The sequence below is a fragment of the Olsenella sp. AGMB03486 genome, assembly GCF_040884255.1.
GTDB classification, from domain to species: Bacteria; Actinomycetota; Coriobacteriia; order Coriobacteriales; family Atopobiaceae; genus Olsenella_L; species Olsenella_L kribbiana.
Genome location: NZ_JBEVTM010000007.1, coordinates 19103 through 43579, shown reverse-complemented (window position 1 = coordinate 43579; position 24477 = coordinate 19103). Strand labels below are relative to the sequence as shown.

The following is a 24477-nucleotide window of genomic DNA, read 5'->3' as shown; positions in this document are numbered from 1 at the left end:
GCTATGAAACCGTCCTCGTATCAGTAGGGGCTGTCTGTGAAAGTGTCTGCGGCGTCAGCTTGTGGACGTAGATTGCAATGCGGATTGCCGTCCTGTTCTCGCCGCAGATCTCGATATCGGAGAAGGTGGGAGCGCAGGAGATGTCGACTCCTGTCGGTATGAGAAATCCGCGGGCGATGGCAACAGCCTTGATGGCCTGGTTCACCGCACCTGCACCGACGCACTGCACATTCACGGGCACGCCGTCCTTCACCATGCCGGCAATGGCGCCCGCGACCGATGCGGGGGAAGATTTGCTCGAAACCTTGAGGAAGTCCATACCTGCTCCTGGAAGTTCGCTCTATCTTGTGCCCCTCATTCTCGGGACACACTGCATATGGTCTTGCCATATACCACTTCGTACATCTTATACTTTACGGCCTAGTCATCCTCGGCAAATTCGAACGTACAGGAAAGCCGGCCTGAAGAAACACGGACCTCGGGCGGTGCTGCAAGCTCGATATAGTAGCGATCCTCCAGATACTGGAAATCGCGCGCAAGCATGCCACGGAACTTGTCGAGATCTTCCTTCGAGATCTTGATACTTCGGGCATCCTTCTCGAGGTCCACTTTCCGGGGACTGCGGCGTGCTGAAACCTTCTTGCCTCTGAGATACGCATAGGCGCCCTGCGCCGGCGCAATCTCGCCAGAAAGAATCCTTTGCGCGGTCCTCTCGGAGATTTCGAGGCCGAGAGCTGAGGCAATATCGGCAAGCTCCTCAGCGTCAGGCGCGAGCCGGAGCTGGAGCAGAAGCGGCATGTCGCAGATCTTCATCTGGAGGATGCGTTCGCGTACAGCGCGCGGAATGCGGACATGTCTGCGTGCTGCCGCTATGGTCTCTGCAGGAGAGCCTATATAGACCTCGCAGGCGCCCTTGTCCTCGAGCGCAAACTCGCAGGAGCAGCGCAGGAGGTTATGCGGGCCGCGGACAATCTTGATTGCTCCGTCTTCGTCCCGCTCGCACTCGGGCCAGGACGACTGGTCTGCCTTTTCGGGAATCTTTGCCGTATCGAAGGAAACCTGGATCGAGGTGCCCTTGCCTGGATCTGATGCAACGACATGGGATGCTTCGGCGTTCTGCCTTATCGAGAAGAGCGCCATGCCCCTTCCATGCACGCCCCAAGCGTCCATATGCATCGTATCGAGCTTCGAGGTGACACGGGCATCGAAGATCCGTTCCTGCATGTCGTGAGGGATTCCTCCGCCATCATCCACAACCGTGAGCGTCCGCGTGCCTTCGGTCTTCTGGAGCGCAAAGAGAATCGTATGGGCTCCGGCATCGCGTGCATTCCGCAGAAGCTCTATCGCTGCGTCTTCGACAGAACGGATATCATGCTTCGCCTGACGACGTTCGGCTTCGTCCACCCGAAGGCGGACGAAGCCGTCACCGTAGCTCTCTTCGACGCGAAGCGAAGCTGCATGTCCCGTCTTTGCAATGAAGGCGGCAAGGCTCTCAGCGTCTGTGCCCATTGCCTACTTTGCCGTATCCACTGCGCGGGATTCGCGTATGACGACGACGCGGACCTGGCCAGGATATTCCATCTCGTCCTCGATCTGCTTCGCGATATCGTGGGCAAGCACCGTTGCCTGGGCATCGGAGATCTTCTCGGGCTCGACCATCACATGGAGCTCGCGGCCAGCCTGCATTGCGTAGGTGCGCTCGACGCCCTCATGGGCATTGGAGATCTCCTCGAGCTTCTCGAGACGCTTGATGTAGTTCTCGGCAGACTCGCGGCGGGCACCCGGGCGTGCAGCGGAGATGGCATCGGCTGCCTGGACAAGCACATCGAGGACCGTATCCGGCTCGACGTCTGCGTGGTGTGCCTCGATAGCATGGACGATCTCCGGTTTCTCGCCGTAGCGGCGGGCAAGGTCTGCACCGATGACGGCATGCGGGCCTTCCACCTCATGGTCGATGGCCTTGCCGATGTCATGCAGGAGTCCTGCACGCTTTGCCGGTGCCTCGTCCATGCCGAGCTCTGAAGCCATGATTCCGCAGAGCGTCGCGACCTGGACGGAGTGCGAAAGGACATTCTGGCCATAGGACGTGCGGTAGCGAAGGGCACCCAAGGTCTTGATGAGTTCAGGATGCAGGTCGTGGATACCCATATCGAAGGCAGCCTGCTCGCCAGCCTCGCGGACGCGCTCGTTCACGAGGGTCTCGGCCTTCTTGTACATGTCCTCGATACGGGCAGGATGGATGCGTCCGTCTGCGATGAGGTTCTCGAGCGTGACGCGTGCCGTCTCGCGGCGGACCGGATCGAAGCTCGAGAGCACAACGGTCTCAGGCGTGTCGTCGATGACAAGGGAGACGCCGGTAACCTGCTCGAAGGTGCGGATGTTCCTGCCCTCGCGGCCAATGATGCGGCCCTTAAGGTCATCAGACGGAATATGGACGGACGTGACCGTGATCTCGCCTGCCTGGTCGGCAGCGCAGCGCTGGATGGCCGTTGAGACGATCTCGCGTGCGGTCTTGTCGGCCTTGGCACGGACGCGCTGCTCGGACTCGCGCAGGATCTGTGCCTCCTCGCGCACGCTCTGCTGGCGAATCTTGCCGATGAGCTCGTCGTGGGCCTCGTCGCTCGAGAGGCCAGCAATGCGCTCGAGCTCGGTTGTCGTCTTCTCTTCCATCTTGTCGAGATCGGACTTCCTGCGGTCGAGCTGTCCCTGATAGCTCTGGAGCTGGTGCTCGCGGCGGTCGAGGGAGTCGTTCCTCTTGTCGAGGGACTCCTCGCGCTGGACGAGCCGGTTCTCGAGCGTATGAATCTCGTTCTTGCGCTGCTCCTCCTCATTGAGGGAAGCCTGGCGCATCTGCATGATCTTCTCTTTGGCTTCGATCAGGGCCTCGCGCTTCGCGCTCTCGGCTGCGCTCTTGGCATCTGCAGTGATCTTCTCTGCCTGGGTGCGGGCATCGCCGAGCTGCTTCTCTGCCTCGGCCTTTGCATCATCGACCTGTCGGCGTGCTTCCTGCACCTTCGTGCTGCTCTGCCTTGTCACGGCGAAATAGCAGACGAGGGCACCCACCGCCAGACATGCAATCGCAATTAGTACTGTCATGGTGACTCCTCAGTCGTTCATCTTCTCATCAGCGGAGTCCGCACATGCGGGCCCCTCCCACCTGAGGTGTCACTGCCGGCAGCATGGAAGACTGCCAGAACGCACATACCATTGTTATATGGACAACGTCTTGCGGAGCTTGCCGAAGGCGTGAATCACCAAAGCTGGTAATTCAATCGTATGTTCGACATCTTATACTGTCAAATGTTCGTAAGGTCACAAGCTCTTCTTTTTTTGTGGATGGCAGCTCAGATATCTTCTGAGCCGCGCCTCTCGGCAAGCGCCTGCTTTGCGGCACGCGTCGCGAGCTCGAAGCTGTAGCCTCTGCCCGCAAGATAGCGTACAAGCTTCTGGTACTCGTTGCCAGAAGAGACATGCTTCCTGCGCGCAAGCGCAAGGGCGTGCTCGGCCTCGTCCTCGTCGCCTGCCGCCTCGCTCCAGCCGATGTCCTCGCCGAGCGCAACGCCGCGCCGCGCCAGCTCGAGCTCGATCTTGCGCCTTCCCCATCCCGCACGGATCTTCTGCTCGCAGAAGCGCTTCGCATATCTCCTGTCATCTACGAGGTGCTTCTTCTGGGCAATTGCAAGCGCAGAGTCGATAGCAGGACGTCCGTAGCCCCGCTCGGCCAGGCGCTTTGTGAGCTCCGATACCGTGCAGTCGCGCCTGTTCAGGGTCTCGGCCGTCTTCTGCCAGGCACACTGCTCCTCGATCTGGCCCTCGGCTTCAAGGAGCTCGTCTGCCGACATATAGCCAGAGCTCCTGTCAGCCTCAGCCTTCTTGAGGGCACGGGCGACCTCGACAGGGATCTTCCTCTTTCCCATGCCATCGGCTTCAAGCGTCGCCTGCGGCCGCCTGCGGTCGAAGGAGGATGCCTTCTTCTCGGGCATCGTGCAGGACCAGCTGAATGCCTCTGCTTCGGTTGCCATCTCGCCTATTCCTCGTCAGACGGCTTCTTGCCGGCATCCACGACCGGCTCGCCGACACGCTCGTCTCCCAGCACGAGGCCGCAGGCAACGCGTACCTTGTGGTCGATTTCCTGTGAAAGATCGGGGTTCTCGCGCAGGAACTCCTTGGCAGCCTCGCGTCCCTGTCCCAAGCGCTCCCCCTCATAGGTGAACCAGGCACCGGACTTGTCGACGATACCGTAATCGACACCCATGTCGAGGATGGAGCCTTCCTTCGAGATGCCCGTGCCATACATGATGTCGAACTCGGCCTGCTTGAAGGGAGCTGCGACCTTGTTCTTGACGACCTTGACGCGCACACGGTTGCCGACGACCTCGCCGTTCTGCTTGATAGAGTCGATGCGGCGGATATCCATTCGGACCGATGCGAAGAACTTGAGCGCACGGCCGCCTGGCGTCGTCTCGGGGTTGCCGAACATGACGCCGATCTTCTCGCGAAGCTGGTTGATGAAGATGCAGGTCGTGTTCGACTTGGCAAGCGAGCCGGCAAGCTTTCGGAGCGCCTGGCTCATGAGACGTGCCTGCGCGCCGACAGTCGTCTCGCCGATCTCGCCCTCGATTTCGGCACGGGGCACGAGCGCTGCGACAGAGTCGACGACCACGACGTCTATGGCGCCGGAGCGCACGAGCATGTCGCAGATTTCGAGCGCCTGCTCGCCGGTATCCGGCTGCGAGATGAGCACCTCATCGATATCGACACCGATGCGTGCCGCATAGCCCGGATCCAGGGCGTGCTCGGCGTCGATGAAGGCGACAACACCGCCCATGGCCTGGGCCTCAGCGAGAATCTCGAGCGAGAGCGTCGTCTTGCCCGAAGACTCGGGACCGTAGATCTCTACGATACGTCCGCGTGGCACGCCGCCGATGCCAAGCGCCGCGTCGAGCGCCAGAGATCCTGTCGGAATCGCCTCGATATCGAGATTCTGCGCACCGTCGCCGTACTTCATGATGGAGCCCTTGCCGAACTTCTTCTCGATCTCGGCAGTCGTCGCTTCCACCATCTTGTCGCGCTCTTCGCCGTACATCTTCTGATGGACTTCACGTGTCACGGTCTTCTTAGCCATTGCTACTCCTTGCTCTGTGCCAGCCTCTGCCATGCTAGACGAACAATCGTTCGCCGTCAATCGTCTTTGTCCAGCATACAGGAACTGCCTGACAGCCTTCGCATGCCGGGAAGGCAGGTTTCTGGCACGAATCTTCCATGAGCAGAAAGCCGGCCGGAGACCTTGGCCCCCAGCCGGCTTCATCTTCGATCAGAGCGATTCGAGCCCCTCGGCGAGAAGGCCCAAGGCAATCCGTACTGCCTTCAGGCGTACGGTCTTGCGGTCGCCTGAAAGGAGGTGCATCTCGCTTCTCGTGAATCCGCCGCAGGAGAGCCCGAACCAGACCGTGCCGACAGGCTTTCCCGGCTCCTCGCCGCCAGGGCCTGCGATGCCCGTCACCGACACAGCGACATCGGTCAGAAGGACGCGCCTGGCGCCTTCTGCCATGGCCTCAGCACACTCGGAGGAGACAGCACCGACACCAGGAGCATCGAGGATGCCATCAGACACGCCGAGCACGGCGTGCTTTACGGGAATCGCATAGCTCGTGATGCCGCCCTTCACGACAGCGGACGAGCCAGGCACTGCCGTGAGCGCACCTGTCACAAGGCCGCCTGTGCAGGACTCGGCCGTTCCGACCGTGAGGCCTTTCCTGTGTCCGAAATCGAGCACGCGCTCTGCTGCCTTGTAGAGCTCCTGCTCGTCTGGAACCTCGATATCGCCTTGATCTCCCTGCATGATCTATCCCTCCGTAATGTAGCTCCAAGATTTCACGAGATAGTCCACACCGGACCAGATGGTGAGGATCGTCGCCGCAACGAGTATCCACCAGCTGAGGCCGTAGAGCACCGTCTGGAAGAGGCCCGCTTGGAAGGAGCGCGCCAGAAGCATGCCGCAGATGCCCACCATTGTCGTGGCGGTCTTCGCCTTGCCGAGATTGCTTGCGGCAATCACGACCCCCTTGGCTGCAACGACCATGCGCAGGCCCGATACAAGCAGCTCGCGCACGATGACAACAAGCAGCATGAAGGGTCCCATGGAACCCTCCATGAGGAGATAGACAAGGGCAAAGATCACGACGAGCTTGTCGGCAATCGGATCGAGGAACTTGCCGAATGTCGTGACCTCGTTTCTCGAGCGTGCGAGATACCCATCGAGCTTGTCTGTTCCCGATATCACGATGTAGAAGAGCGCGATGCCGAAGGCGGGCACCGAGAAGCTGCTTGTGGCAGCTGGTAGCTGTGCTGCGAGGATGAACCACACCGGAATGAGGACGATGCGGATGCAGGTGACGATGTTTGCGGGTGTCCAGAGCTTCTTCGACGATGCTGCCACGTCACTCGCTCCCCAGGAGCTCGCCGACGAGCTCGTAGCAGAAGCTGTCCACGAGCTTCACGCGCACGATATCGCCGACAGATGCCTCGCCGCTCTCGATATGCACCGCGCCATCGGAATCAGGCGCCTGGAACCAGGCATGTCCGATGAGCTCGGGGCCGTTGTCGCCTTCCTCGATGCCGTCGACGATCACATCGACCGTCTCGCCGATATGCTTGGCCGTTGCAGAGAAGCCCATCTCCTCGGCGAGGTCGATGAGGCGCTGGGTGCGCTCCATCTTCACATCTTCGGGGACCTGGTCCTCCATCTCGGCAGCGCGGGTGCCTTCCTCGGGCGAGTAGGCAAAGACCGAGGTGTAGTCGAACTCCTCATCCTTCAGGAAATCGAGAAGCTCCTCTGCCTCCTCGTCGGTCTCTCCCGGGAATCCTGCCATGCCGGTCGTCCTGAGCACCATGCCAGGAATCTCGCGGCGGAGCCTGGCGAAGAGCTCGCGGAGCTCAGGCTCTGAGCCGGAGCGGCCCATGCGTGCCAGGATCCTCTCGGAGCAGTGCTGGATGGGGATATCGATATAGGGAAGCACTTCAGGCGTATCGCGAATCGTCGCGATGAGCTCGTCGGTCATGCCCTCTGGCTGAAGATAGAGCACGCGGATCCAGCCATGATAGGGACGCACAGCCTCTGCAACCTGGCGAAGGAGCCAGGCAAGCGTCTTCTTGTCTTCGAAGTCGGAGCCCCAGATGCCGGTGTCCTGGCCGATGAGCACGACCTCACGGACACCGCCCTCCATAAGGTGCCTCACCTCTTCGAGAATTTCCTCGACCGGACGCGAATGGTAGCGGCCGCGGATATAAGGAATGGCGCAGAACGCGCAGAAGCGGTCGCACCCTTCAGAGATCTTCACATAGGCGCTTGCGCCCTCGATCGTACGGAGCGCCCCGGCGTCGATGGCAGGACCCTCCTTGGGCACTTCGCGGCCGAGGACCTTCGACACGACCGAGACGATGCCGTCCTCCTCGTCAGCCTTCACGAAGGCCGAGACCTCCGGAAGCTCTTCGGGAAGCTCTGCACCATAGCGGGACGGCACGCAGCCACACATGACGATGGGAAGGCCACGGACGCCTTCGTCTGTCGCTTCCTCGGCAAGCTGGAGCGTTGTCTCGATCGACTCGGACGTCGCCGAAGCGAGGAACGAGCACGTATTGATCAGTGCCAGATCGGCGTCTGCCACCTCATGGGTCTCCGCATACCCAGCACGTCCGAGAAGCGAGCGCATGCGGTCGGTATCGACCTCGTTCTTTGCGCAGCCGAGCGTGATATAGAGGATGCGGGGATCTTCGGTGCTAGCGGTAGTTGACATATTGGAGCGGCTGTCCATATTCCTGCTCTCTGAGATAGGCGATGGTGGCCTGCAGCGCATCACGCGAGGCGGAGCTCACGCGGAGCTTGTCGCCTTCGACGGTCGCCTTGACCTTCTGTTTGGTGCCTCGGATATCCTTGGCAATGCGCTTTGCCGTGTCCTGGTCGATGCCCTGGACAAGGGTAGCGCACTTCTTCACGGTTGCTCCTGCTGCCGGCACGGCCTCCTGCCACTTGATGGCAGAAAGATCGATGCCGCGCTTTGCAGCCTTCGAATTCATGATGTCGGCAACCTGGCCAGCGACGAACTCGGACGGTGCACTGATGGTGATGGTGCCGTCCTTCTTCGAGTACTCGATCGAAGAGCCGGTGCCCTTGAGGTCATAGCGCTGCGAAAGCTCCTTCTGAGCCTGCTGGAAGGCGTTGTCGACCTCCATGAGATCGACTTCGGAAACGATATCGAAGCTCGATTCCTTTGCCATGTTCCCTCCTTAAGCCTTGCTGGTCGTGGTGGAGGCGCTCTTCGTGCTCGTAGCCGAAGCGCCGTTCGTAGTGGCAGACGTGCTGCCCGTGCTGGTCGTGCCGTTCGTCGAGCTGGACGTGCCGGACTGCGTGGAGTCGGTCGATGTGCTCGAGGAATCCGTACCCTTCGAATCCTTGCTCGCATCGGTCGTGGTCGTCTGCGTCTGCGGCACCTTGATCGTTATGGTACCAAGACCCGAAGTCTTCGCATCGAAGCTCTGGTTCTCGCCGTTCTTCGTGACCGTCACTGCAGACGTATCTCCGACCTGGATGCTCATCGACTGCTTCGGCTCGTAGGTCTGCGTCCAGGGACCCGTCACGGACTCGGCGACGACGCTCTTGCCGTCGACGACGATCTCCACCCAGGAGACGCTGCTGTCGGCGACCGTCACGACGACTTCCGTCTTCTCCGGCGTCGTCGTGGTGCTCGAAGACGTGCCGCCAGACTTCGTGCTCGTCGTCTGGGCAGAGGTATTCGAAGAGGAGCTCTTCGTCCCGGAAGCATCAGAGCTCGATGTGGTCGAGCTCTGCGAGCTCGTAGTGTCAGCTGTGGAAACCGGTACCGAGGAGCTTGCTGCCGAGCTGCTCTCCCCTGCTGCCATATTCACGCAGGAGCTCACCGACATCACGATGATGATCGTCAGAAGGATTGCGACGAGTATGCCAAGGCCGATCACCATGTTCTCGTTCGAGAGGAACGACTTCGGACGCTGGGGATGGCGTCCAGGCTGCGGACGCCTCCTGTCCACATTCGGACGCTGGACGTTCGCGATGTTCCTCGACGACACGCGGCCACGGACAGAGTTTGCTGCCTCATAGGGAGAGGTCGTCTGTCCGTACTTCATATCGTCGGTGTAGCCCCGCTCGACAGGGCGCGTCTCTATGCGCTGGCCCTGCCTCCCGAAGCGCTCTGTCTCATCGATGTAGGGATTTCGCTGCTGCGAAGGATAGCCCTGCTGCGGCACACGCTGCGAATAGGGCTGTCCCTGCGATGGACGTCCATATCCTCCCTGCGGAGCAGCGCTCCTGCTCCTCGCAGCGGCACCCGAGCGCTCACGGCTGCTGCGGTCCGAATAGCTTGAGCGCACCTGCTCGCGGGAGCGTCTTCGCCTTTCATTGTTTCCGTGCTCGTACACGTATAGGTCCTCATTGAATTGACGTACGACTGCAGAATCATCAAGTCCAAGATAGCGCGCATAGGAGGCAAGCATCCCCTGCGTATAGCCATTGCTCGGAATGGACGCAAAATCGCCTTCCTCGAATGCCTGGAGTATCTGCTCCTTCATGCGCAGGTCGCGGGCTGCCTTGCCGAGCGTGATGCCCAGCTGCCTGCGGCGTTCAAGAAGTATAGCGCTATAGCGTGCTGCCATTGCTATACGACCTCCCGGTACTTTTCCTCAGCTATCCTGAGCTCTTCGAGGCCTGCCTCGTCGAGCAGGACTTCGCGCGGCTTCGAGCCATCAGGCGGCCCGACGATGCCCTTTGCCTCGAGCATGTCCATGATCCTTCCGGCACGGGCATAGCCGACCTTGAGACGGCGCTGGAGGCCAGATGTGGAGCCGAGCTGCGAATCCACGACAATCTGCGCTGCCTCCCAGACGAGCGGGTCGTCGTCCTCAGGCCCCTGCGAGCCGCTCGACTCTCCAGGAAGAGCTCCCGGAGCGACAGCGGAAAGAATCTCGTCGTGCATGTCGCTCTCGAAGTGGTCCTTCACGAAGGCGACGACGGATTCAATCTCATCGTCCGAAACATAGCAGCCAAGCGCACGCTTCGGCTTCCTGCCGCGGAGACGGTAGAGCATGTCGCCGGAGCCGAGCAGGCGCTCTGCTCCCGTCGCATCGAGGATGATGCGGGAGTTCACGGACGAGTCGACAGAGAGCGCGACGCGGTTGTCGATGTTCGCCTTGATGAGGCCTGTCACGACATCGGCCGAAGGCCTCTGCGTTGCGACAATCAGATGGATGCCCGCAGCGCGGCCGAGCTGAGCGATACGGACAATCGAGGCTTCGACATCCTTGCGGGCGACCATCATGAGGTCAGAGAGCTCGTCGATCACGATCACGAAGTACGGCATGTGCTCGGGCGGATGCTCCATGTCAGCCCACTTGTCGCCGTCGATATTCGCATTGAATGTCTTGATGTCGCGGACCTTGTAGTGCTCGAAGACCTTGAGTCTGCGCTCCATCTCGGAGACGCCCCACTGGAGCGCTCCTGCAGCCTGGTGCGGATCGGTCACGACCGGAACATAGAGATGTGGCAGGCCATTGTAGCCCGTGAACTCGACGCGTTTCGGGTCGATCATGATCATGCGGACCTGCTGGGGCGTCGCCCTCATGAGCATCGAGACGATGATCGTGTTCAGAAGGACCGACTTGCCCGAGCCGGTCGTACCAGCAACAAGCAGGTGCGGAAGCTTTGCAATATCGACCGTGATCGGCTTTCCTTCCGTATCGCGGCCGAAGGCGACCTCGAGCGGGCTCTTGCTCTTTGCATACGGCAGGACATCGCCCAGGCACACGCTCTGCCTCTCATGGTTCGGAATCTCGATGCCGACAAGCGAGGTGCCGGGAATCGGAGCGAAGATGCGGACCGAGGTAGCGGCAAGCGAGAGCGCGATATCGTCTTCGAGGTTCGTGATGCGGCTCACACGCTCGCCCTCGCCCATGGAGATCTGGAACGTCGTGACGATAGGGCCAGAGACCCACCCCGTGACCTTGGCCGTGAGGCCGAACTCCTCAAGCGTGCTCTGGAGCTTCTCTGCCGTGGACCTGAGCTCTTCCTGCGAGCTCATGGACTGGGCAGAATCAGGATTCGATTCAAGAAGGGAAAGCGGCGGAAGCTCTCCGGGCTCGGCTGAGGAAGCTGCCGCAGTCTGGGCGGGAGCTGACGCATCCTTCTTCTGGATCTGCGTCTTCTTGCCCTCGGCACGCGCCGCTGCCTCCTTCAGGAAGTCAGGCACTGCCTCATGCGCAGGTGCTGCTGCAGGTGCAGGGGCTGCTGCCTGCGCTGCAGGCTCATCCTCATCGGGCGTCTCGTTTGCTGCATCGGAGGAATCCTCGATATCGGCAGCGGGCTGCACATGCTTGAGCGAAAGACGCGGATGGCGCCTCTTCTGTGCCTTCTCCGTCTTGCTGTCTGCATTCTCTTCTGCATCGACAGGCTTCTCGGTCTCCACCGGAGCCTTATTGCGGTTCCTCTTGAGCACGGTCGTCTTGCGGTCGCCGATATAGGTCGTCTTGCCGTCACCCAAAGGATCGAAGAGCGTCGTCGGCGCGGTGCCATCAGGATCCTGTGCATCGGCAAAGAGCTCGTCGAGATCTGCAACAGATGCCGGAGCAGCCTCCGCCTTCTGGGCACGGGACATTTCGCGGCTCTGCTTCAGGGCGGACATCTTCTCCTGCATCTCGGACTTCAGCTTCGTGAGCGAAAGGCCGCAGACAAGGGCGCCCGTGACAATGAGGCCCACGAGCACGACATTGGAAACGATGCGTCCGACAAGGACGAGGAGCACCCAGGCAAGCGCTCCGCCGAGAAGGCCTCCTGCCCTCTCCATATAGGCAGGGTCGAGCACCTGCTGAGGTGCTGATTCAGGAACGCCGGCATTCACGGAGATCAGGGCGAGGACGGCAAGCACGATGAGGCCAAGGCCCACTGCCACGCGCTTCGAGCCCAGGATCGAGCGGTCCATGAAATGCGTCGCAGCAAAAAGCGCAATGGCGAGCGGACAGAGTATGGCGCCAACGCCGAAGAGCAGCGACAGCGCACGTCCGAGAAGCGTCGTCACGACGGCAGAGGTCGGCGTGACGAGCGCTACGACCATCGCGACGGCAAGCACGATCAGCAGCACGGCGAGGATGTCCTGCTTGACAGAGGGCTCTATCACAGGCGCTGCACTATGCTGCACCTGCGGCTTCTGGGCCCTGGCAATATTCTTCTGTGCTGCTGTCTTGCTCTTTGCTGCCAACCTACACCTCCAGCACGACCGGAATCACCATCGGCCGCGTGTGCGTCTTGTTCCAGAGATAGTTCGAAAGGCCGTTCCTTGCCGCCTTGCGCATGGCATCGACCGTTGCCGTATCGGCAATCTTCATGACTGCCGTGCGTACGGAATCGACCGCGCCATCGGAGAGCTCCACATCGTTTGCCGAAGAGAAGCCACGGCTCGAAAGCTCGATATCGGCGACCTTGTGCGTGCGGCTCGAGATCGTGACGACGCAGGTGACGATGCCATCAGTTGCCAGGCGCTTGCGGTCGCGCAGCACGACAGGATCGGCATCGGACACAGAGCCGCCGTCGACGTAGACGACACCGGAATCGACCGAAGGGCCACGGCGGACCTTGTGGCGGCGCATCTCGAGCGTATCGCCGTTGTCGACGACGAAGATGTGGTCGTCGTCCATGCCCATGTCGCGGGCAAGCTGAGCGTGTGCCCTCAGGTGCACTGCCTCGCCGTGCACCGGCATGAAGTACTTCGGGTGCACCATAGCGAGCATGAGCTTGAGCTCCTCCTGGGAGCCATGGCCGGAGACATGCACGAGCGTGTTGCTCTTGTCGTAGATGTAGCAGCCGAGCTTCGAGAGCGAGTTGATGACGCCCTGGACGCTCTTCTCGTTGCCAGGGACCGGCGTTGCAGAGATGATGACGGTATCGCCCTTGTGGATCGAGAGCGACTTGTGCTCGCCGTTTGCCATCCTCGAGAGTGCCGAGAGCGGCTCGCCCTGGGAGCCTGTGCACATGACGACGATTTTGTCGTCAGGGATGTTCTCGACGTCGTAGGCATCGATGATATTCTCGTCGGCAATCCTGAGGTAGCCAAGCTCGCGTGCGATGGCCGTGTTCGTCACCATGGACCTGCCGGTCACGACGACCTTGCGGCCGACAGCCGTCGCAGCGTCGCAGATCTGCTGGAGACGGTGGATGTGGCTCGAGAACGAGGCGACAAAGACGCGGCCCGGCGCATTCTTGATGATGTGGCGAAGAGCGGGGCCGACGGCTGCTTCAGAGGGCGTGAAGCCGGGCCTTGTCGCATTCGTCGAATCGGAGAGCAGAAGGTCTACGCCCATGGAGGCGAAGCGGTTGATGGCGGCGTAGTCGGGACGCACGCCGTCGATCGGCGTCTGATCGAGCTTGAAGTCGCCCGTGTGCATGACGGTGCCGGCAGGCGTCTTGATGTAGACGCCGAGAGATGCCGGAATCGAGTGCGTCATCGAGAAGAAGCTTACCGTGAAGGCGCCGAGCTCGATCTTCGTGCCATCGGTCACCTCGCGGAAGTCCGGGTTCTTGAGACGATGCTCCTCGAGCTTGCCCTCGATGAGCTTCAGGGTGAGCTTGCTCGAGAAGATGGGCACACGGTGCGTGAGGTCCATGATGAGGTACGGAAGCGCGCCGGTGTGGTCCTCATGGCCGTGGGTCACGATGATGCCACGGAGCTTGTCCTCGTTCTCGAGGACATAGGTATAGTCGGGAAGCACGAGGTCGACGCCCGGCATATCGTCATCCGGGAACATGATGCCGGCATCGACGAGGATCATATCGTCGCCGTATTCGAATGCCGTCATGTTCTTTCCGATGCCATCGAGGCCTCCGAGAGGAATGACTTTGAGAGGTATGGATTCAGTTCTTGCCATATATCTGCCTGCTCCTTCCATGTAGCGATGTGATGCAGATCATTTCATGCAGCCAGCTGCGTCGATTCTGCCAGGCTGCATTCCCATGCTGATAGCGTGCGGCCAAAGGGCCGGCACAAGGCTTTCTATGATAGTACCCGAGCAGGCAGCGCCAAACGACGCTACCAGCAAAGCGCCATGATTATTCTTGAGAACAAAGGCGGGAACCCCGAAGAGCTCCCGCCCATGCTGGATGGAACTATGATTCTGGCTTGCTTCAGGCCTTATGCGTCGTGGTGGCGACGGGGCTGGCGTCCACGGGGAGCATCGCCCTCATTGGACTGTGCCCTGCGGCCGCCATTGTCGCCCGGACGGCGCGTGTGGCGCGTCCTGTGCTCGTCGCGCTCGCCGTTCTCGCGGCTCTTGCCGGAGCCTTGAGGTGCCTCAGGCTTGTCAAGGCGATCGAGGCTGATCTTGCCCTTCTCGTCGACCTCGAGGACCTTGACCTTGACCTCGTCGCCGATGTTCAGGACATCCTCGACCTTGTCGACACGGCCCTTTGCGACACGGGAGATATGGAGCAGGCCGTCCTTGCCCGGAAGGAGCTCGACGAAGGCGCCGAACGGCTGGATGCCGACGACACGGCCGGTGTACTCCTCGCCGACCTCGGGGACCTTCACGATAGCCTTGATGCGCTCGGCTGCTGCATCTCCTGCACCATTGATGCCGGAGATGAAGACAGTGCCGTCCTCCTGGACGTCGACGGTGGCTCCCGTCTCCTCCTGGATGCCACGGATGACCTTGCCGCCAGAGCCGATGACATCGCGGATCTTGTCGGTCGGAATGTGGAGGCTGATGATCTGCGGAGCCGTCGGCTTCGTGTGCTCGCGCGGTGCAGGGATGGCATCGAGCATCGCATCGAGGATGAACATGCGGCCCTCGTGTGCCTGCATGAGTGCAGCGCGCAGGATCTCAGGCGTGAGTCCCGTAGCCTTGTTGTCCATCTGCATGGCCGTGATGCCCTTGGTCGTGCCCGTGACCTTGAAGTCCATGTCGCCGAGGAAGTCCTCGAGGCCCTGGATGTCGGTCAGGACGACGGTCTTGCCTTCCTCCTGGATGAGGCCCATGGCAACGCCGGAGACCGGACGCTTGATGGGGACGCCTGCATCCATGAGGGCAAGGGTGGAACCGCACGTCGATGCCATCGACGAGGAGCCATTGGACTCCATGACCTCTGAGACGACGCGGATCGTGTACGGGAACTCCTCCTCGGAGGGGATCACCGGCAGAAGGGCGCGCTCGGCAAGGTTGCCATGGCCGATCTCGCGGCGCTTCGGGCTGCCCATGCGGCCCGTCTCGCCCGTGCAGAACGGCGGGAAGTTGTAGTGGTGGATGTAGCGCTTGCCCTCGACCGGCTCGATCGTGTCAAGGCGCTGCCACTCGTTGAGCATGCCAAGCGTGCAGACCGAGAGAACCTGGGTCTGTCCACGCTGGAAGAGGCCGGAGCCATGGACGCGCGGCAGATAGTCCGGCTTCACCATGAGCGGCCTGACCTCGGTGGCCTTGCGGCCATCAACACGCTCGCCGGTCTCGACGACCATGCGGCGCATTGCATGCTTCTCGAGGCTCTTGAGCTCGACCGGAATGGCACGGCTCCAGGTCTCCTGCTCCTCGTCGGTGAACTCTGCCGTGATCTTGGCCTTGAGGTCCTCGACCTTGTCGATGCGGGAGAGCTTGTCCGGATCCTTGAGGGCTGCGCTCATCTCGTCGTAGTGCGCGAAGATGCGGTCGTGCACCTCAGGGATGGGCTCGTCGAGGATGTAGTCATGCTTCGGGAACGGGCCGTTGGCCTCCTGGACCTTCTGGAAGAAGATCTTCTCCTGCTCACAGAAGGCAGCGATGGCCTCCTGGCCGAATGCCATGGCTGCGAGCATGTCGTCCTCGGAGATCTCCTGGGCGCCAGCCTCGAGCATGGAGATGAACGTGGCGGAACCGCCAAGCTCGAGGTCGAGGTCGCTCGTCTTGCGCTCCTCGTACGTCGGGTTCACGAGCCACTCGCCCGTCTCGGTGTTGCGGCCGATCCTCACGCAGGCAAGCGGACCCTCAAACGGCACGCCGCCGACGGTGAGGGCAGCAGATGCTGCCATGACGCAGATGGTGTCGACCGGGTTGATCTGGTCTGCGACGAGCGTCGTCGCGACGATCTGGACCTCGTTCCTGAAGCCATCCGGGAAGGACGGGCGCAGCGGACGGTCGATCATGCGGGCTGTGAGGGTTGCCTTCTCGCTCGGACGCGCCTCGCGCTTGAGGTAGCCGCCCGGGATGCGGCCCACGGCGTACATCTTCTCAATGAAATCGACCGTCAGCGGGAAGAAGTCGTAGTCCTTGCGCTCCTTGGAGACGACCGCCGTCAGAAGGACGGTGGAATCCCCAGCCTTCACGAGGCAGGAACCGGTAGCCTGCTTCGCGAGCTCGCCTGTCTCGAGCGTGTAGTGCTTGCCGTACAGGTCGAATTCATGGGTTACTTTCATTTTTCCCCTTATCTCCGTCTGCCCCATTGCAGACGGGCCGTCTTGCATGCATCTCTGCATGCGGCATCCCCGCTTCTCGGGGATGCATATGAAAGAAGAGGACGCCTCGATGGCGCCCTCTTCCAATGACCCACTTACTGGATGTTGTCGCGGATGCCCAGGCTCTTGATGAGGCTACGGTACTCTTCGATGTCCTGTGCCTTGATGTAGCCAAGCAGGCGACGACGCTTGCCGACGAGCATCAGCAGGCCGCGGCGGGTGTGGAAGTCCTTCTGATGGGACTTCATGTGCTCGGTCAGGCCCTTGATACGCTCGGTGAGGAGAGCGACCTGGACGGCGGCGGAGCCGGAGTCCTTCTCGTTCTTGCCGTACTGAGCCATGAGCTCGGCCTTGCGCTCCTTGGTAACTGCCATGTGTGGAACCACCTTTCATGAGATTCGCCCTGAACTGGGTTCGCCGTCTGGCATGAACGTGCGACCAGGTACAGGGTACGTACAACGAGAAGTACTTTACCACAGGGAAAGGCGTGAGCGTCCAAGAACCTCGAGCCGCATGCGAACTCACAGGCTCCGCACAAGCAGACGCCGCACGTCCTAGAGCCCGCGCCAGAACTCCCATGCCTTGAGGCGGCAGTCGAGATGGGTCTGCCCCCATTCATGGGCAAGCATCAGAAGAAGGCGGGCGGTCGCTGCATCGATTGGAGCGTCCTTCAGCTCCTTGAAGGTCGCCGCCAGAAGCGCCCGCATCCAGGCGAAATCGTTCTCTGTGAGCTCATGCGCCCCAGCAACCTCGCGGGCACAGGATGCACAGAGCGCACCTCCTGCAGCCGCAGAGAAGAGCGTCGGATGCGGTTCTCCGCAGGCGATGCAGGACTCAAGCTCCGGCTTCCACCCTTCATGTGCAAGCACCTTGAAGGCATAGGCAGAGACCAGCACTATCTGGTGCGGTTCATCCGCTCCTTCGAGCGAGGAAAGCAGGGCCGACAGGATCTTGAAGAGGAAGGGGTCCGGCATGTCCTCGTAGGAGCTCTTCTCGGCAAGCTCCGCTGCCGCCGATGCGGCGCTCAGGCTGTCGAGATCTTCCCTGAGCGGTGCATGGGCACTGACCAGCGAGGCTTCCGAGACGATTGGAAGAGGTCCTCTTCCGGCAGAGAGCAGAAGGTCCGACTCGCAGAGGATGTCGCAGCGCGATGCAAAGCGGCCGCCGGGCTTTCTGGCACCCTTCGCGACCGCCCGCCTCTTCTGGCCATCCTCCCCGATCATCGTGAGGATGAGGTCCTGCTCCTTGAGCTTTACCGTATCGAGCACGATTGCCTTCGTGTGGAGCGTGCGGCGCACTGCTACTCGTCCGCCTCGAGTCCGAGCTCGCGGATCTCGTTCGCATCGCGGCGCCACTCGGGCTGGACGCGGACCTTGAGATCGAGATAGGCCTTAGCGCCGAAGAGGCGCTCGATGTCCTTGCGGGCTGCCGTGCCGATCTTCTTGATCATGGAGCCGCGGCGCCCGATAAGGATGGCCTTCTGTCCCTCGCGTTCGACGAGGATCGTCGCCGTGACGGAGAGCTGGTCGCGCTTCGGCCATGAGATGTCTTCGACCTTCACAGCCACCGAGTGCGGCACCTCCTGGCGGCAGTTCAGGAGCACCTTCTCGCGGATGAACTCGCCGACGAGGTCTTCGTCCGTCATGTCCGTATCCATGCCTTCGGGGAACCAGCGCGGACCATATGGCAGGTGTGCGCTCACTATATCGATGAAGGAATCGACATTGAAGCCTTCGCGGGCAGATACGACAAGCTCGTCGTCGAAGGGGGCAAGGGCACGGGCCGCTTCGAGCTGCTGCTGCACGGTCTCGGGCTCTGCCTTGTCTGCCTTTGTTATCACGAGCAGCTTGAAGGGAGCCTTCGAGGCCGCGACATGCTTTGCGACCCACTCGTCTCCCCTGCCGACCGGACGCGTCGCATCGATCAGGAAGGCCACGACATCCACATCGGCAAGCTCTGCCAGGGCGACCTTGTTGAGCTCCTTGCCGAGGGCATCCTTCGGCTTGTGGAGGCCCGGGGTATCGACGACGACGAGCTGGCAGCCGGGGCGGTCGATGACGGCACGCATGCGCTTCCTCGTCGTCTGGGCGACAGGAGAGGTGATAGCGATCTTCTCGCCCATGCAGGCATTGAGAAGCGTCGACTTGCCGACAGACGGCCTGCCGACAAGGGCGACAAAGCCGCTCCTGAAGTCAGAATCCTCCTCGCCTTTCGCCGGAGCTGCTGCGGCCCCGAACTTCTCCATCATTGCACGCTCTTCCTCATCGAGGTCGAGCCCGTCTTCATCCATCTCGTTCATGGGCACCTTCTTCTAGGTCAGGAGGGCATTCAGGAATACGATCGCGCCGGCAATAGCGACGATCACGGAGAGCACATAGACCGCTGCGGCCGCGATATCCTTCGCGTGTCCTGCAAGCGGATGGTATTCAGGCGAGACCAGGTCGACAACTGTCTCGATAGCGGTATTCATGAGCTCGGCAGAGATCACGCAGGCACAGCACAGAAGCACGATGGCCCAGGAAAGAGGATCGAGGCCCACGATGAAGCCGCAGACGATGACAAGAGCGCCTGCCGCAAGCATGACCTTGATGTTGCGCTCGGTCCTGAGCGTGAAGCGGAATCCCTGCATGGCGAAGAGGAAGCTCCGGCGGAAGGTCGGATGGTTTCCCTTCTGTCCGGGGATCATGCATCCTCCCGGTGCCTTGTAAGTATCACATGGCCCAGGTTCTCGTCGGTCGCGACCTTCTGGAGAAGCTCGTCCTCGCGGGCCTCCATGACCTCAGCCTCGTCGTCTGCGATATGGTCATAGCCCAGAAGATGGAGCATGCCATGCACGAAGAGGAGCCGCGTCTCATCGGCTGCGGTCGTGCCGAGCTCTTCTGCCTGGCGTTCGATATAGGCAGGGGCAAGCACGATGTCGCCGAGCTCGCAGGGCTCCCCGTCAGCCAGATCGGGGTCGTCTGGACGCTCGCATTCGAGCGAGAGCACGTCGGTCGCACGGTCCTTGCCGCGCCACTCGAGGTTGAGCTCATGCATCCTGTCATCGTCGACCACAGAGACCGACACGAGGCAGGGACGCGTCACCCCTTCCTCATCGAGCACGAGCGCAGCGATTCGCTCCATCTCGTCTTCCGCGATGGCAGGGGTCGTGCCTTCCTCCACATCGATGTCAACCTCATGCTCCATGGGGACCATCCTTCCTGGCTGCCTTGTCATAGGCTTCGATGATGCGTGCAACGAGCGAGTGCCTGACCACATCGGCACGGCCAAGATCGCAGAAGGCGATGCCCGGTATGCCGGAAAGTATCTGGCGGGCCGATTCCATGCCGCTTGGACCCTTGAGGTCGCGCTGGGTGCTGTCGCCGGTGACGACGAAGCGCGAATGGAATCCGAGGCGGGTCAGGAACATCTTCATCTGGACCGGCGTCGTGTTCTGCGCCTCGTCCAATATCACATAGGCATTCGAGAACGTGCGCCCGCGCATGAAGGCGAGCGGTGCCACCTCGATCGTCCCCTGCTCGACAAGCGAGAGCGTCGTCTCCTGGCCAATGAGGTCGAAGAGTGCATCGTAGAGGGGCCGCACATAGGGATCGATCTTCTCTTCGAGCGTGCCGGGAAGGTATCCCAGAGACTCCCCTGCCTCGACGACCGGACGGGTGAGCACGATGCGCTCCACCTCATGTCTTCTGAGTGCAGCCACTGCCAGCGCTACCGCGAGATAGGTCTTGCCCGTGCCAGCAGGCCCCGCTGCAAACGTGATCTCATGCGTGCGCGCTGCCTCGACATAGCGCTTCTGGCCCTCGGTCTTCGGCTTGACGGCGATGCCTTTCCAGCTCAAGAGGATGGCATCGCGCTCGCGCAGGAGCGGCGCGCCCTTCTCTGCCACCGCCGCAAGCGCCAGGTCCACATCGGTCTCGTTCGGAACCTCTCCCGCCTCGGCAAGCTGGATGAGCTGTGTGAAGACAGCCGTGAGGTCGTGAATCTCCTCAGGGTCGCCTTCGATGGAGACGACATTGCCGCGCACCGTGATGATTGCATCAGTGGCAGCTTCGATACGCCTGAGCAGGCTGTCGGCAGGCCCCATGAGAAGCGCTGCATCGACAGAATCAGGTATGGTCAGACGGACGTGTGTGGGCTCCATGCTCCTCCTTGCTGGTTCATCTCAAAGGATAGCGCGACTCTCGCCGAGAGCAAAGAGCGCGATATTCCTAGAGATGTTCGGCAACGACATGTCCCCGCTCATCGGAAGAGGCAATCCTCATGCGCTCGAGCGTATCCACAGGAAGCGCGGGGTCGACCTCTGCCTCGAAGAGGCCGCCTGTGACGCCTCTGCCCTTTGCCTGGACAAGCACGAGCTCTTCCTCGCCGACAAGGCGCTTCGCCTCAGCTGCGCGCATCTGGGCCGCCAGATCATGCATGCGCTTTGCACGCTCTGCCATGATGTGGGGATCGACCTGGTCGGGCGCCTCTGCGGCGGGCGTGCCGGGACGCTTCGAATAGCGGAAGATGTGCATCTTGGCGAACTGCATGCGCCGGCAGAATTCGAGCGACTCCTCGAACTCTTCATCCGTCTCGCCCGGGAAGCCGACAATGAGGTCGCAGCCCAGCGCCAGATGGGGAATCTTTGCCTTCGCAGCTCTGACAGCATTCTCATAGAGTGCCGTATCGTACTTCCTGCCCATCCGGGAAAGCACGGAGTCAGATCCTGACTGGAGGCAGATATGAAGGAAGGGGGCAATCCGGTCAGGATGCGCAGCCATCACATCGATGAGACGCTCGTCCACATCAGGCGGCTCGATCGAGGAGAGACGAATCCTGCCAACCGCGGTCTTCTCGAGGATTGCTTCCAGAAGCTCCGGCAGGCGGAGCTCTGTCCCCTCTTCCACGACATGGTACTGGCCCAGGTTGATGCCCGTGAGCACGACTTCCTTGGCGCCCATGGCAAGGGTCTTCTCGACCTCTGCGATGACCTGGCCAAGCGGCACGGAACGCCCGGCGCCACGTGCCTTCCAGACGATGCAGAACGTGCAGCGGTTGTCGCAGCCATCCTGCACCTTGATGCCAGGACGGGTCCTTCCGGTAGGCGTCGGGGCAGCGCCCGTGCAGGGCAGCGCATCGGTTGCCGTCTCCGGAAGCTTTGCAAGAACATGAGACGGCACCTCGGCCTTGAGCGGCACGACCTCGAGCGTATCGCCGAGCTCTGAGAGCTCGTCAGCAAAGAGGCTTGCCGCGCAGCCTGTCGCCACGACATAGGGCCTGTTCGGCAGGTTCATGGTATGGCGGAGGGTATGGCGGGTCTTCGCTTCGGCCTCGCCTGTGACGGCACAGGTGTTCACGACGACCGCATCGGCCTCTTCAGGCGTGCCTATCTGGCAGCCCGCCTCCTCGAGCGCAAGCGCAATCGTATCCGTCTCGACCCTGTTCACGCGGCAGCCCAGATTGATGAAGGCTACCACCGGTGCTTTCTCGCTCATCTACCGCCTTCCGAACGGATGCTTGCGGTGGCCTTCCTTTGCCTTGTGGCTCTCATGCGCCCGCTCCTTGGCATCCGCCTTCGCGCTCTTCGCCTGCCTCCGCTCGAGGATGCCCCTGAGCGCCTCTTCATCATCTTCGGTAAGGTCGTCAGGCACGGTCACACGCACGACGACGACAAGCGAGCCTCTTGCCTGGCTTCCCTGGCGCGGCATGCCACAGCGCGGGATGCGGATCTGCTGGCCATATTGGCAGCCAGAAGGAACCTCGACTTCGACCTTCTCGTCTGGAAGGATGCCGCCGATCTCCATCGTGCAGCCGAGCATCGCAGAGATTGCGTCGACGTCCTCGGTGCAGTAGAGGTCGTCACCCTGGCGCTGGAAGCGCTCATTGTCCTCGATATCGATGCTCACGACGAGGTTGCCGCCTGGAGCGCCGCGGAGTCCTGCCTCGCCCTTGTCCTTGATCGTCACGGTCTGGCCCGCATGGATGCCTGCCGGAATCTCGATCTTCACGCTCTCATGCGAAGGCGTCCTGCCCTGCCCCGAGCAGGTCTCGCAGGGGTGGTCGATGACCTGACCCGTGCCGCCGCACTCAGGGCAGACCGTCGTCGACTGCATCTGTCCCAGAATCGTGCGCTGCACGGTCGTGACGTGTCCGGTGCCATGGCACTTCGGGCAGGTCGTGGTCTTGCCGCCTTCGGCAGCGCCGGTGCCGTTGCAGTCGTCGCAGGGTGCGAGTCTCTCGTAGGAGATGGTCTTCGTGCAGCCCTTGGCAGCCTCTTCGAGCGTGATATGGAGCGTGATGCCCATATCGCGGCCGCGCGAGCGCTGCTCGCGGCGGGCCTGGCCACCACGGCCCTGGCCGCCGAAGAACGAGCTGAAGATATCGTCCATGCCGAAGCCATTGAAGATGTCCGACATGTCCACGTAGTCGGATCCGAAGCCAGAAGGCCCGTCAGGCGTGCCATAGCGGTCATAGTTCGCACGCTTTGTCTCGTCAGACAGGATGGTGTAGGCCTCGTTGACTTCCTTGAAGCGTGCTTCGGCATCCGGTGCCTTGTTCACGTCTGGATGCAGCTCGCGCGCCTTCTTCAGGAATGCACGCTTGATGGTACGGGCGTCAGCATCATGCTCGACCCCGAGAATCTCGTAGTAATCCTTGTTCGAACTCACACTCACCATACTCCCACAGCACAAAGCGAGGGGCGCGCTTGCGCCCCTCTGTAACTACCATGCAAGGTGTACCCACCAAAGCCGTGCGTCTTGCACGCGATAGGATACCTATCATTCGCTTCTATCAGTAGTGCGGCACCATGCGCGATCCATAGCCCGAAGCGCCGAGGCTTGCCGTGCACGAGACCATGGCCGTGATGAAGATGGCAATGAAGAGGCCCTGCACCGCCCCGTTCATCATCGCAGATCCCGCATTCTTCCACCACGTCTTGCCGTGGCCCGTGACGCCGCCCGAGGCAGCAAAGATGAAGCCGATGAGAGCAAGCACGACAATGAATATCCAGAGGCCGGAAAGCACGTCCATGAGGGCGCCGAAGACAAGGAACGGGATATCGAAGCCGAGCACCTGGAAGCCCATGGCCTGACGCGGCGTCAGGCGCTCTGCTGGCACGCCGACGCGGCAGACGAAGTCTCCTGATGTCTCGCCATTCGTGCCGGCGTTGCCCATGCCCTTGATACGGACCTCGTCCCCGTCATGCGATCCTGCCGGGATATCGACGACGAGCTCGGATGCCGTGAGGACGCGGCCCGAGCCTCCGCAGTCCGGGCAGGGGTCGACCACGACCTTGCCCGTGCCTTCGCACTCGGGGCAGACCATGTCCATCACGCCGAAGCCGAAGAGGCTCCCCAGATCGAGGTCGATGTGTCCTGTGCCGTGGCAGGTCGGGCAAGTCTCTGGATGCTCTGCAGCAATGGAGCCGGTACCGTGGCAGTGCGTGCAGCTCGTGTAGTGCTGGTAAGTCACGCCACGCTTGACGCCGCGCTTTGCCTGCTCGGGGTCGAGCTCGATATGGTAGACGAAATCGGCACCTGCCTGCGGGTTGAATGCACGCGACCTCTTGCTCTGCGTGCGCCTGCCCGAATAGCCATAGTTCATGCCGCCAAAAGGCCAGCCGCCCCAGCCGGCGAAGGGGTCGGTGCCATAGGGGCTGGCATATCCCTGTGTGCCAGGGGCAGCTCCCTGCGAGAACATGGAGCCGGAGCGCATCGCGTCATAGCGCTTGCGCTTCTCCGGATCGGAGAGCACGGCGTAGGCTTCGGAGACTTCCTTGAAGCGCTCCTCTGCATCAGGTGCCTTGTTCACATCGGGGTGGAGCTTGCGCGCCTTCTGCTGGAACGCCTTCCTGATCTCATCAGTCGATGCATCCTTCGAGACCCCGAGGATTGCGTAGTAGTCCTTTTCGTTCATGGATGCCATGGCTAGGCTCCTTGCTCAGTAATTCTCTCATCGATACGCACATGGCCTGATTGTATCCACGAAGGAGGCCAGAAAGACA

Annotated in this window: 22 protein-coding genes; all 22 read right to left on the bottom strand. The window is 61.5% G+C overall.

Going from position 1 to position 24477, the window contains the following annotated elements:
- Position 1: 1 nt before the first annotated feature.
- Positions 2–319, bottom strand: coding sequence for a stage V sporulation protein S (locus tag ABVS03_RS04995; RefSeq protein ID WP_330971047.1), 318 nt, complete (start codon positions 317–319; stop codon positions 2–4).
- 101 nt (positions 320–420) lie between these two features.
- Positions 421–1509 (bottom strand): ATP-binding protein, encoded by a 1089-nt coding sequence (locus ABVS03_RS04990; protein WP_330971048.1) that lies wholly within the window; start codon positions 1507–1509, stop codon positions 421–423.
- Between the two features lie 3 nt (positions 1510–1512).
- Complete coding sequence (rny, locus tag ABVS03_RS04985; RefSeq protein WP_368018268.1) at positions 1513–3096, bottom strand: ribonuclease Y; 1584 nt, start codon at positions 3094–3096, stop codon at positions 1513–1515.
- A gap of 248 nt (positions 3097–3344) precedes the next feature.
- Positions 3345–4022 (bottom strand): regulatory protein RecX, encoded by a 678-nt coding sequence (locus tag ABVS03_RS04980; protein WP_368018267.1) that lies wholly within the window; start codon positions 4020–4022, stop codon positions 3345–3347.
- A 5-nt stretch (positions 4023–4027) separates the two neighbouring features.
- Entirely contained in the window at positions 4028–5125 is a 1098-nt protein-coding gene (gene recA / locus ABVS03_RS04975) for a recombinase RecA (RefSeq protein ID WP_330971051.1), read from the bottom strand.
- 189 nt (positions 5126–5314) lie between these two features.
- Entirely contained in the window at positions 5315–5842 is a 528-nt protein-coding gene (locus ABVS03_RS04970; protein ID WP_368018266.1) for a CinA family protein, read from the bottom strand.
- 3 nt (positions 5843–5845) lie between these two features.
- Positions 5846–6439 carry a CDP-diacylglycerol--glycerol-3-phosphate 3-phosphatidyltransferase gene (gene pgsA / locus ABVS03_RS04965; protein WP_368018265.1) on the bottom strand — a complete coding sequence of 198 codons (594 nt, stop codon included), beginning with the start codon at positions 6437–6439 and terminating at the stop codon, positions 5846–5848.
- A gap of 1 nt (position 6440) precedes the next feature.
- Positions 6441–7796 (bottom strand): 30S ribosomal protein S12 methylthiotransferase RimO, encoded by a 1356-nt coding sequence (rimO, locus tag ABVS03_RS04960; RefSeq protein ID WP_330971054.1) that lies wholly within the window; start codon positions 7794–7796, stop codon positions 6441–6443.
- Complete coding sequence (locus ABVS03_RS04955; protein ID WP_330971055.1) at positions 7780–8277, bottom strand: YajQ family cyclic di-GMP-binding protein; 498 nt, start codon at positions 8275–8277, stop codon at positions 7780–7782. Before ABVS03_RS04955 ends, rimO begins: the two co-directional genes overlap by 17 nt.
- Positions 8278–8286: 9 nt before the next feature.
- A complete protein-coding gene (locus ABVS03_RS04950; protein ID WP_368018264.1) occupies positions 8287–9687 on the bottom strand; it encodes a RodZ domain-containing protein in 1401 nt (466 codons plus the stop codon).
- 2 nt (positions 9688–9689) lie between these two features.
- Positions 9690–12281 carry a DNA translocase FtsK 4TM domain-containing protein gene (locus ABVS03_RS04945; RefSeq protein WP_368018263.1) on the bottom strand — a complete coding sequence of 864 codons (2592 nt, stop codon included), beginning with the start codon at positions 12279–12281 and terminating at the stop codon, positions 9690–9692.
- A 1-nt stretch (position 12282) separates the two neighbouring features.
- A complete protein-coding gene (locus tag ABVS03_RS04940) occupies positions 12283–13944 on the bottom strand; it encodes a ribonuclease J (protein ID WP_330971058.1) in 1662 nt (553 codons plus the stop codon).
- A gap of 263 nt (positions 13945–14207) precedes the next feature.
- The gene (locus ABVS03_RS04935; RefSeq protein ID WP_368018262.1) at positions 14208–16454 is read right to left on the bottom strand and encodes a polyribonucleotide nucleotidyltransferase; all 2247 of its coding nucleotides are present in this window, start codon (positions 16452–16454) and stop codon (positions 14208–14210) included.
- Positions 16455–16588: 134 nt separating this feature from the next.
- Positions 16589–16867: a 30S ribosomal protein S15 gene (rpsO, locus tag ABVS03_RS04930; protein ID WP_330971060.1), complete on the bottom strand. Its 279-nt coding sequence runs from the start codon at positions 16865–16867 to the stop codon at positions 16589–16591.
- Positions 16868–17047: 180 nt separating this feature from the next.
- On the bottom strand, positions 17048–17791 hold the full coding sequence (gene recO, locus ABVS03_RS04925; protein ID WP_368018261.1) for a DNA repair protein RecO: 744 nt from the start codon (positions 17789–17791) through the stop codon (positions 17048–17050).
- Between the two features lie 2 nt (positions 17792–17793).
- Complete coding sequence (era, locus tag ABVS03_RS04920) at positions 17794–18738, bottom strand: GTPase Era (protein ID WP_330971162.1); 945 nt, start codon at positions 18736–18738, stop codon at positions 17794–17796.
- Between the two features lie 66 nt (positions 18739–18804).
- Complete coding sequence (locus tag ABVS03_RS04915) at positions 18805–19179, bottom strand: diacylglycerol kinase family protein (RefSeq protein WP_368018260.1); 375 nt, start codon at positions 19177–19179, stop codon at positions 18805–18807.
- Positions 19176–19679 (bottom strand): rRNA maturation RNase YbeY, encoded by a 504-nt coding sequence (ybeY, locus tag ABVS03_RS04910; protein WP_330971063.1) that lies wholly within the window; start codon positions 19677–19679, stop codon positions 19176–19178. Before ybeY ends, ABVS03_RS04915 begins: the two co-directional genes overlap by 4 nt.
- The gene (locus ABVS03_RS04905; RefSeq protein ID WP_330971064.1) at positions 19669–20634 is read right to left on the bottom strand and encodes a PhoH family protein; all 966 of its coding nucleotides are present in this window, start codon (positions 20632–20634) and stop codon (positions 19669–19671) included. The genes ybeY and ABVS03_RS04905 overlap by 11 nt, the downstream gene beginning before the upstream one ends.
- Before the next feature lie 67 nt (positions 20635–20701).
- Positions 20702–21967, bottom strand: coding sequence for a MiaB/RimO family radical SAM methylthiotransferase (locus ABVS03_RS04900; RefSeq protein WP_368018259.1), 1266 nt, complete (start codon positions 21965–21967; stop codon positions 20702–20704).
- Positions 21968–23140 carry a molecular chaperone DnaJ gene (dnaJ, locus tag ABVS03_RS04895; RefSeq protein WP_368018258.1) on the bottom strand — a complete coding sequence of 391 codons (1173 nt, stop codon included), beginning with the start codon at positions 23138–23140 and terminating at the stop codon, positions 21968–21970.
- A gap of 124 nt (positions 23141–23264) precedes the next feature.
- On the bottom strand, positions 23265–24398 hold the full coding sequence (locus ABVS03_RS04890; RefSeq protein WP_330971067.1) for a DnaJ domain-containing protein: 1134 nt from the start codon (positions 24396–24398) through the stop codon (positions 23265–23267).
- Positions 24399–24477: the final 79 nt, after the last annotated feature.